At 45.0% G+C, this 7,616-nt stretch carries 6 protein-coding genes and 1 pseudogene; 4 read left to right on the forward strand and 3 right to left on the reverse strand.

Going from position 1 to position 7,616, the window contains the following annotated elements:
* The first annotated feature begins 114 nt into the window (after positions 1-114).
* The 4 genes from ACED88_RS10340 to ACED88_RS10355 all read left to right on the forward strand — a co-directional run bounded on the left by ACED88_RS10340 (position 115) and on the right by ACED88_RS10355 (position 5,372).
* A complete protein-coding gene (locus ACED88_RS10340; RefSeq protein ID WP_431465028.1) occupies positions 115-1,791 on the forward strand; it encodes a type I restriction-modification system subunit M in 1,677 nt (558 codons plus the stop codon).
* Positions 1,792-1,793: 2 nt separating this feature from the next.
* Entirely contained in the window at positions 1,794-2,918 is a 1,125-nt protein-coding gene (locus ACED88_RS10345) for a restriction endonuclease subunit S (RefSeq protein WP_431465027.1), read from the forward strand.
* Positions 2,919-2,920: 2 nt separating this feature from the next.
* On the forward strand, positions 2,921-4,357 hold the full coding sequence (locus ACED88_RS10350) for a hypothetical protein (RefSeq protein ID WP_431465026.1): 1,437 nt from the start codon (positions 2,921-2,923) through the stop codon (positions 4,355-4,357).
* Positions 4,358-4,424: 67 nt separating this feature from the next.
* Positions 4,425-5,372 (forward strand): hypothetical protein, encoded by a 948-nt coding sequence (locus ACED88_RS10355; protein WP_431465025.1) that lies wholly within the window; start codon positions 4,425-4,427, stop codon positions 5,370-5,372.
* A gap of 542 nt (positions 5,373-5,914) precedes the next feature.
* Here ACED88_RS10355 and ACED88_RS10360 read toward each other — a convergent pair.
* The 3 genes and pseudogenes from ACED88_RS10360 to ACED88_RS10370 form a co-directional block, all read right to left on the reverse strand.
* Complete coding sequence (locus ACED88_RS10360) at positions 5,915-6,559, reverse strand: ApeA N-terminal domain 1-containing protein (protein ID WP_431465024.1); 645 nt, start codon at positions 6,557-6,559, stop codon at positions 5,915-5,917.
* A complete protein-coding gene (locus ACED88_RS10365) occupies positions 6,537-6,920 on the reverse strand; it encodes a hypothetical protein (protein WP_431465023.1) in 384 nt (127 codons plus the stop codon). The genes ACED88_RS10360 and ACED88_RS10365 overlap by 23 nt, the downstream gene beginning before the upstream one ends.
* Positions 6,921-6,953: 33 nt before the next feature.
* A pseudogene (locus ACED88_RS10370) lies at positions 6,954-7,429 on the reverse strand (DUF4411 family protein).
* Between the last annotated feature and the right edge of the window lie 187 nt (positions 7,430-7,616).

Raw genomic sequence — 7,616 nt, forward strand, 5'->3', positions numbered from 1 at the left:
CTGATACGGGGGCGTATCAGTAACTACTCTATCCTTACGAGCTTTTCCGTGAGAATCTTAATTCAGTTTAGTTCACCGGTCTGTACCGGTGCATAGTGAAAAGAGGTTGAGTCAATGGTTGCTCGTAAGGCTACTAAGTCTGCTGCTATTACTCCCGCGGAGCTGCGAGATCTGATATGGAAGGCAGCTGATAAGCTGCGCGGTTCCATGAATTCGTCGGATTACATGAACTTTGTGCTGGGGCTTATCTTTCTGAAGTATCTCAGCGATAGTTTTGATGAGCGCGCTGAGGCTATTCGCGCCGAGATTGCTGAGGACGGTTTTGAAGGGCAGGAACTTGAGGAAGAGCTGGAAGCTTACCTGAGTGACCCGGACGAGTTCTACAGTGCCAGTGTTTATTTTGTACCAGAGAAGGCTCGCTGGGGTTTCATTGCTCAGCAGGCTAAGAGCGGCAGCGCGGGTGAACTGCTTGATGCTGCCATGCGCGAGATTATGGATGCCAACCCTCGCCTGAACGGTGCCTTGAGCGAGATCTATAACCGAGAGAACGTAGATCAGACCCGCTTGGTTGGCCTGATTGACCTCTTCTCTAACGCCGATTTCAAGGCAATGCGTGAGGATACCGGCCGCTCATCCCTAGATATTTTAGGTGAGGTCTACGAGTACTTCTTGGGCCAGTTCGCGGCTAAGCAGGGCCAGCGCGGCGGCGAGTTCTACACCCCGCGGTCGGTGGTGCGTACCCTGGTGGAGATTCTTAACCCGGTGGATGGCAAACTATATGATCCCTGCTGTGGTTCCGGCGGTATGTTCGTGCAGTCGGAGAAGTTCGTTGAGGCCCACGGTAAGCAATTTAAACAGGAGAAAGGCTATGAGCCTTCACTGACTGTGTATGGGCAGGAGTACAACGACCAAACCTGGAAGCTCGCACGTCTGAACCTGGCGATTCATGGCATCTTTGGGCACCTGGGCGACCGCTGGGGAGATACTTTTGCTGAGGACAGGCATGCTGGAGAGAACTTTGATTTTGTAATGGCTAACCCTCCCTTCAACCTGAAGGAGTGGAGCCGCCGCACCGATGATCCGCGCTGGAATTTTGGTGTGCCCCCGGAGCGTAACGCAAACTATGCCTGGTTACAGCATATTTGGAGCAAACTGAACGCTGGCGGTTCGGCTGCTGTGGTGTTGGCGAATGGGTCGATGACCTCTAATACCGGTGGTGAGGATGAGATCCGCCGGGCGATGGTTCAGGGCGATGCGGTGGCTGCCATGTTGGTGCTGCCTGCCAACCTATTTACTGGCACGGCGATTCCGGTGTGCGTGTGGGTGCTGGCTAAGGATAAGTCGGTGGGTAAGCGTGGCACTAGTGAGCGTAAGGGCGAGGTGCTCATGATTGACGCCCGCGGTTTGGGCCGCATGATTGACCGTAAGACGCGTGTGTTTGAAGACGAGGATATCCAGAAGATTGCTGGTGCCTGGCATCGTTGGCGCGGTACTGATTCGGAGCTGAATACCGAGGTTTACGAGGACGAGCTGGGTTTCTGCAAGTCGGTGACGATTGAGGACATTGAAAAGCAGGACTGGGCGCTCGCCCCGGGCAGGTATGTGGGTTCTGCTGCGGTGGAAGAAACTGGCGAGCCGGTGGACGTGCGTATCGCGCGCCTGCGGGCAACTCTGGCGGAGCAGTTCGCGGAGTCTGCGCGCCTGGCTGAGGTGGCGCAGAAGCACTTGGCTGCGCTAGAGCTACCGGATGTGCCTGCTGAGGACGCCGCTACTGAAAGAGAGAGTGTATAAGCATGGCGTTGCAACTGACTCAAGAGCAGAAGGCCGCCGGGTGGCAGATAAAACAAATTCGAGAGATTGCTACTGTAGTTACAGGTGGTACACCATCTAAAAATAATCCTGAGCACTGGGGTGACAATACTCCGTTTTTGACTCCAAGCGACCAAGTATTCGGTGTTCGACAAGCTATAACGTCAAGATTTCTATCGGTAGAAGGTAAGGAACCCTTCAGCCGGCGCATGGTAGATTCCGGTGCTGTTGCTATAACTTGCATCGGGGCCACTATCGGGAAAGCCTCGTACGTACAGGTTCCGACGGTTACTAATCAGCAAATTAATTCACTCGTTGCCGATGAAAAACAGGCGCATGGCCTATATCTCTACTACCTATTCACTACTTTGCCAGAAGAGCTATATGCCATTTCATCTGGTAGCGCTAAACCTATCGTTAGTAAATCAGTGTTGGAAAACTTTGAAGTAGCTATCCCCTCGTATGCTGAGCAGAAGGGGATTGCTGAGATTTTGGGATCGATGGATGACAAGATTGAGGCCAACTCCCGCCTCCTGAATTCATTATCTGAGCTTGGTAGCGCACTAATGAGAAGAGAAATCTCAGCGTCAATTACTACGGCACCGTTGTCTGAAATTGCAGAGATTACGATGGGTCAGTCTCCTGCCGGCGACTCTTTGAATGAGGAGGGTGAAGGCGCCATTTTCTATCAGGGCCGTTGTGACTTTGGTTTCCGTTACCCAACGCAACGTGTGTATACGACTGCTCCGACCCGCATAGTTGATGAAGGCGATATTCTTTTGAGTGTCCGCGCACCAGTCGGTGATTTGAACAGGACTGATAAAGCTTGTTGTGTGGGGCATGGTGTTGCTGCAATCCGGGCTAAAGATGGGAATACGAGCCAGCTCTTCTATTTGTTGAAGGAGAGTCCGCAACTCTGGGAGCCTTTCGAGGGAGAAGGCACAATCTTCAGCTCAATTAATCGCAAACAGCTGCATAAGCTGAGTGTCCCCCTGATCTCACAGAATGCTGAGTATGAAAATATAGAAGAAAATATCAAAAGCTTGACTATAGAGAACAAAATTCTTGCTGACACCCGCGACTTCCTCATCCGCCACCTGATTGGATAAGCATGGCTGAGTTATTATCCACAGTTATTATTTCCATTTTTGTATTATTAGTAATTTACTATGCAGGGATGGTATTTCTGTTAGCGCCACAGTACTTAACGATTAATTGTGTTAAGGATTCAGTAGATAAAATTATTTTTGATAGATTCAACCAAAGGTATAGAAATGAAGAAAAGGACTTAAATATACCAGCGGGAAGTTTCTGCAAACTGGTTGAACTTTCGTCAGGAGTCCCAGAAGGGTATCTGTCCCATAAAAGGGTTATCTGTAGTTGCAGAAAAGGTGCCATTGAAGAGGGTTTGCAAAATAACAAATTGCAAATAAAAGCTAAGGAAGTTTGTGAAGCAACCCTTGGTGAGAAATCTTTATTCAAGGGAGATTTTTTGGATAGAGACTTAAAGTACGTCAGGAGGGTGGTTCTATTACTCAGGTTCAAGTTGCTATTTTGGGGTATTTCCTTCTTTATAAAAGATGTATTTCTTAGAGTTTTGGATGTATGGGGAAGATATGTTACTTTGGCGGCAGTTATTTCTGTAGTAGCAAGCTTTTTCCAATGGGTCTCTTCTGGGACTGGGGGGAAAAGTATTGATCAGCTTGTGGGAGGTACAATTGAGAACCTTTCTGTAGGAGCACTTGTATCGTTAATGGTAGCTACTGTTCTCGAAACGCTAAAGATTATCGCCTCATTTGAACAACATAAATGGCTTATCGGGTTTTCGTTTCTAATTATAGTCATTATATTATCAATAGCAGTTGATAATGATTTATTTGGTTATGTGTATAATTTTTTAACTACTTCACTTGAAGGGCTAGGTATTTTAAAGGGCTCACTCATTTTCATCATTATTTTTATTGAAATTGTTTTAATTTGCTCTATATTTCGGATGCGACTTTTTAAGTTATATTCTGTCGGGCGGTTCTACGAGCTTATCTGTCTAGCTGTGCTTGTCGTATTATCGCCAGTTTGGGTAGAGCCCTTTTTTGCAGAATTTGATATGCAAGAAGGGTGTCTTGGGGTGCTAGCAGTCTTTTCTATTGCAGAATCTCTAAATAGATTTCTTTGTTACCTAGAAAATATTAAGTTTATCAATCATTATAAGAGTTCTGAGATAAACGGTGGACAGCCTATTCCTGGGCGTCTAGAAAGTTTTATAATCTTTATTCTATCTCTCGTGAACATGCTGATTTTGTTGGTTCTTGTTGGTGTGGTGTATCTTGGTAGAGAAATTTCTTCGTGGCTATTTATTGTGCCAATTCTATTGTCTTGCGGTGTATGGCTATATGTAAAATTGATGTCTAAAACAACAGTCATGGATAGTGTCAAAAATATTGGTATCCCGGTCGAGGAGCAATCACTTAAAAATTATGAAAATTTTAGAACTATTCTAGTGGAAAAATATTTTCAATCTTCTTTAAGAGGTGGTGTCGTTTCATGGTAGGCGAATGTCGATAATCAAATTTTATTAAAAATTAATATATCAATAAAGAAAATTGAGGGAAATTTGTATGATCAACTCTAGTGGGATTATCGATAGTTTACCAGGTAACGTCTTGGCGAATATCATAGCTACGGCTATTACGGCAGGATTAGCCTTAATATTTGGTCTACGTGGCAAGGAAAATAATGCGCCCGATAATATTATAAGATCTGAAGGTCAACGCATCCATATTGGTTCTAACAATGGTTCATTTGTTAATAATATGGTTACTAATAGTGTAAGTTCAAAAACTATCAACAACTATGGCAGTCAGAGAAACAATAGTACTTCAGATGATGAGTCGGTTTTGTTTGGTTTTATAGCTATCTTTGGATTAGGTTCTCTCCTCGTGGTTTCCAAATTAGTTGTGCCTATTATCGCCCCCTTACCTCTTTATTCCGGTGGAGTAACAGCTCTAGTGGCTTCCCTTTTTCTCTATAGAAGGCGTTCTCACTACACCAGTGAGGCTCTGAAAAAGGCAGTGTTAGGAATCCTTGGGTTGTTAGTTAGCAGTATTCTGGCTTATTGTGCTATGTTTCAGGCTCAGGACTTAGAAAACCCCTATTCTTTATTGTCAATATCAGAGAGGTCTATGGAAGGGTCTGGTAGTGAAAAAATCTTGACGGATGCTATCCCACGTTTCTTATATTTAGCAAGTAATAATAATCAAAAATATCTATACGCTTTTATGCTGTCTCTATTTGCAATTTTTATTAGTTGGCTTGTCTGTATTTACTATCTTAAAATAGTCTTGGGCTCTCTACTCTTTCCTGCAAGTAGTAATGGTAGAGTTTTTAACCAGACTTTGAGTTCTTTCAATGCAAGCTTCATAGAAAGTCGCCGCCGAATTATGTTGTCTTTGCTTCTACTTGCGTGCATCATGTTTTACTTAACGGCACCCGGTAGTTTTGAGCAACTTGCGGACTGGGCACATAACTTATTCGATTGGCTGGGTGATTGTCTCAAGAACTTGTAGGTAACTTGTTGATCCAGATAGGTTATCCGTGACGTTGACAGGAGTTAAACGAGCTTGTAGGCCCTGATTATGTATGTTTCTCTCCAGAATCACCTGCACCGTCGATCTTATAAAGTTTCAAATACATAAAACTATCGGAATAAATTGATAAAATTGCCTAATAGAACTTTTTTACAGGATCCGGCTTCCTCGCTGTGAATTTATATTTACTATGAGAGTTTTATCCTTAATTTCCAATTTCTTTGCGAGCCAGCATCTGCTAACCAGAAGTCCTTGAGTGGTTCGATCAAGGGCCTCTGTCTCGTTTGGTAGCGGATTATCTGCGTGTTTGCAGCCCTTATAAACACGATTAAATTCAATTGCCCAGGACTGGGCATTTTCATCGTTCGAGATGTTGAGTCTCTCCCATGGTAGATTTTTTGCCGCCTTTTCAAAGTAATCAGAGGCTTTCTATTGCAACTTGGCTTTTGGCAGCCTGATCTGCTTCCTCGGCACCAGCCCTTACCGTAAGACTCTGCGTACCCATTATGTTCTTCGTAGAGCTAGACTCCATATCTGAGTGCTTCTAACGCTGAGCCGATAAGTAGTATTTTACTCTCAGTAGCTAAATAAGGTTGGAAGATGCTCTCAACCGCAATCCAAGTGGGGCGAGACCATTTATCAAAGTTCTCAATCCAATTTTCCATATCGGCAGGGTTAGTATCAGAAAGTCTGAAGAGAGGTTCGTAATCTTTGATTTCTTTCCGGGGTCCAGCATGCTGCGAACGTCCAAAACTTCTTTCGAAATACTCATGCCAGTAGTATCTGTCGCTAGTTTCTTGAGTAGATTCGGGGAGGCGCGGTTGGTTATCTATTCTTAGAATCTCTTTTAGTCGTATAGAACATGGATACCCATATGCAAGGCATACAAGACCTTGAATCATTTGATGAATTTGCTGGTGTTCCTCCCAAGGATTCAAGTCAGCGGTCTGGCTCCGCAATGTAGCGACATTATGAATAGCGTAAGAAGTGTTATAGGGGGTCCCTGCAGGAAGTATAAAGGCCGCATTAGCCTGAACGTTAAAAGAAGATCCCAAAAGAACTGGCTGCTGAACCTCAGCCTTCAACATAACTTTTGGCGGTTCACCCTGACCATCACCAAATATCAGGTTTGTAAAAAATAGACTACTGTTCAGCCCACCGGTCAAACCCTTCCAGCTCAGAGATCATGCCGTGTATCTGACTGTGGTCGATATCTTCTGATGTGCAGACTGCTCTACCGACAATGAAGATTTTAGCCCTTATGCCGGAGAATATCTCAGATTTCTGCCTAGACACACACAACTTTGAGAGGTTCACCTTAACTTCAGTGCTCGAAAATAAGATAGAACCTGGAACTGATTCCTTCTCCTCAGTTAATAAATCTAAGGGATTTTTGCTCAACAATAAGAGCGTTAGCTCCATCTTGCCATTGCGGACCTCAAGGTTAGCTGGTACTTCTTTGTCGTCACCAAAACCAACTGCAAAGCCCATCGCTTTAAAGCCATCTACAAGTTTTCTATTGCTCACAGCTTTATCCCTCTGCTCTGTACAGGCTACCCATCAAATCCTTGCGTGCAGAGCGCGTATCATCTGGAACGTGTCCGCATACCTGACTCCGAAAGCATCACAAACGTTAGGAATCAGAACCCGCTTCTTAGCTCCAGGGCTCGGCTGCTCATGTGTCAACACGGTGTGGTCATGAGCAACCGCAAAAGCAACCAAATAAAAATCAGCCACACTCAAAAACTCGTCTGCAGCGGACTGCGTGCAGCTCTGCCCTTCCGCCCAATCAGCAATCTGGACCATCGCCTGAATAGTTGTATCATCTATCTCCTTGAAAAAGAGAGGTCTGTTTTGGCCCAGTCCGCTAGAGCATTATTATCCTCCTTCAGCTCTTCCAGAACAGATTTAATGCTCACCAGCGCACCAGAACCAAACTGTTGATCTAGAAACTCCCAGAAGCTCGGCACAATATCGAAACCGTAGTAGCGACGATGAACATCAACAAAGATATTGGTGTCAACCAGAAAACTCATCAGACACCAACCTCACGCGCAAACTTCTCAAAAGTCTCAGTCTGATATGTACTGGGTTTAGTTCCGACCCCGTACATTGGAAACAAACAAAAAAGAGCAAAGGAACTTCACCCATGCCCACCAAATACCCCCAAGAACTCAAAACAAGAGCCCTACGCCTACTGGCCGACCACCTCGAAAACAACCC

This window comes from Rothia sp. 11273D007AR (genome assembly GCF_053547255.1).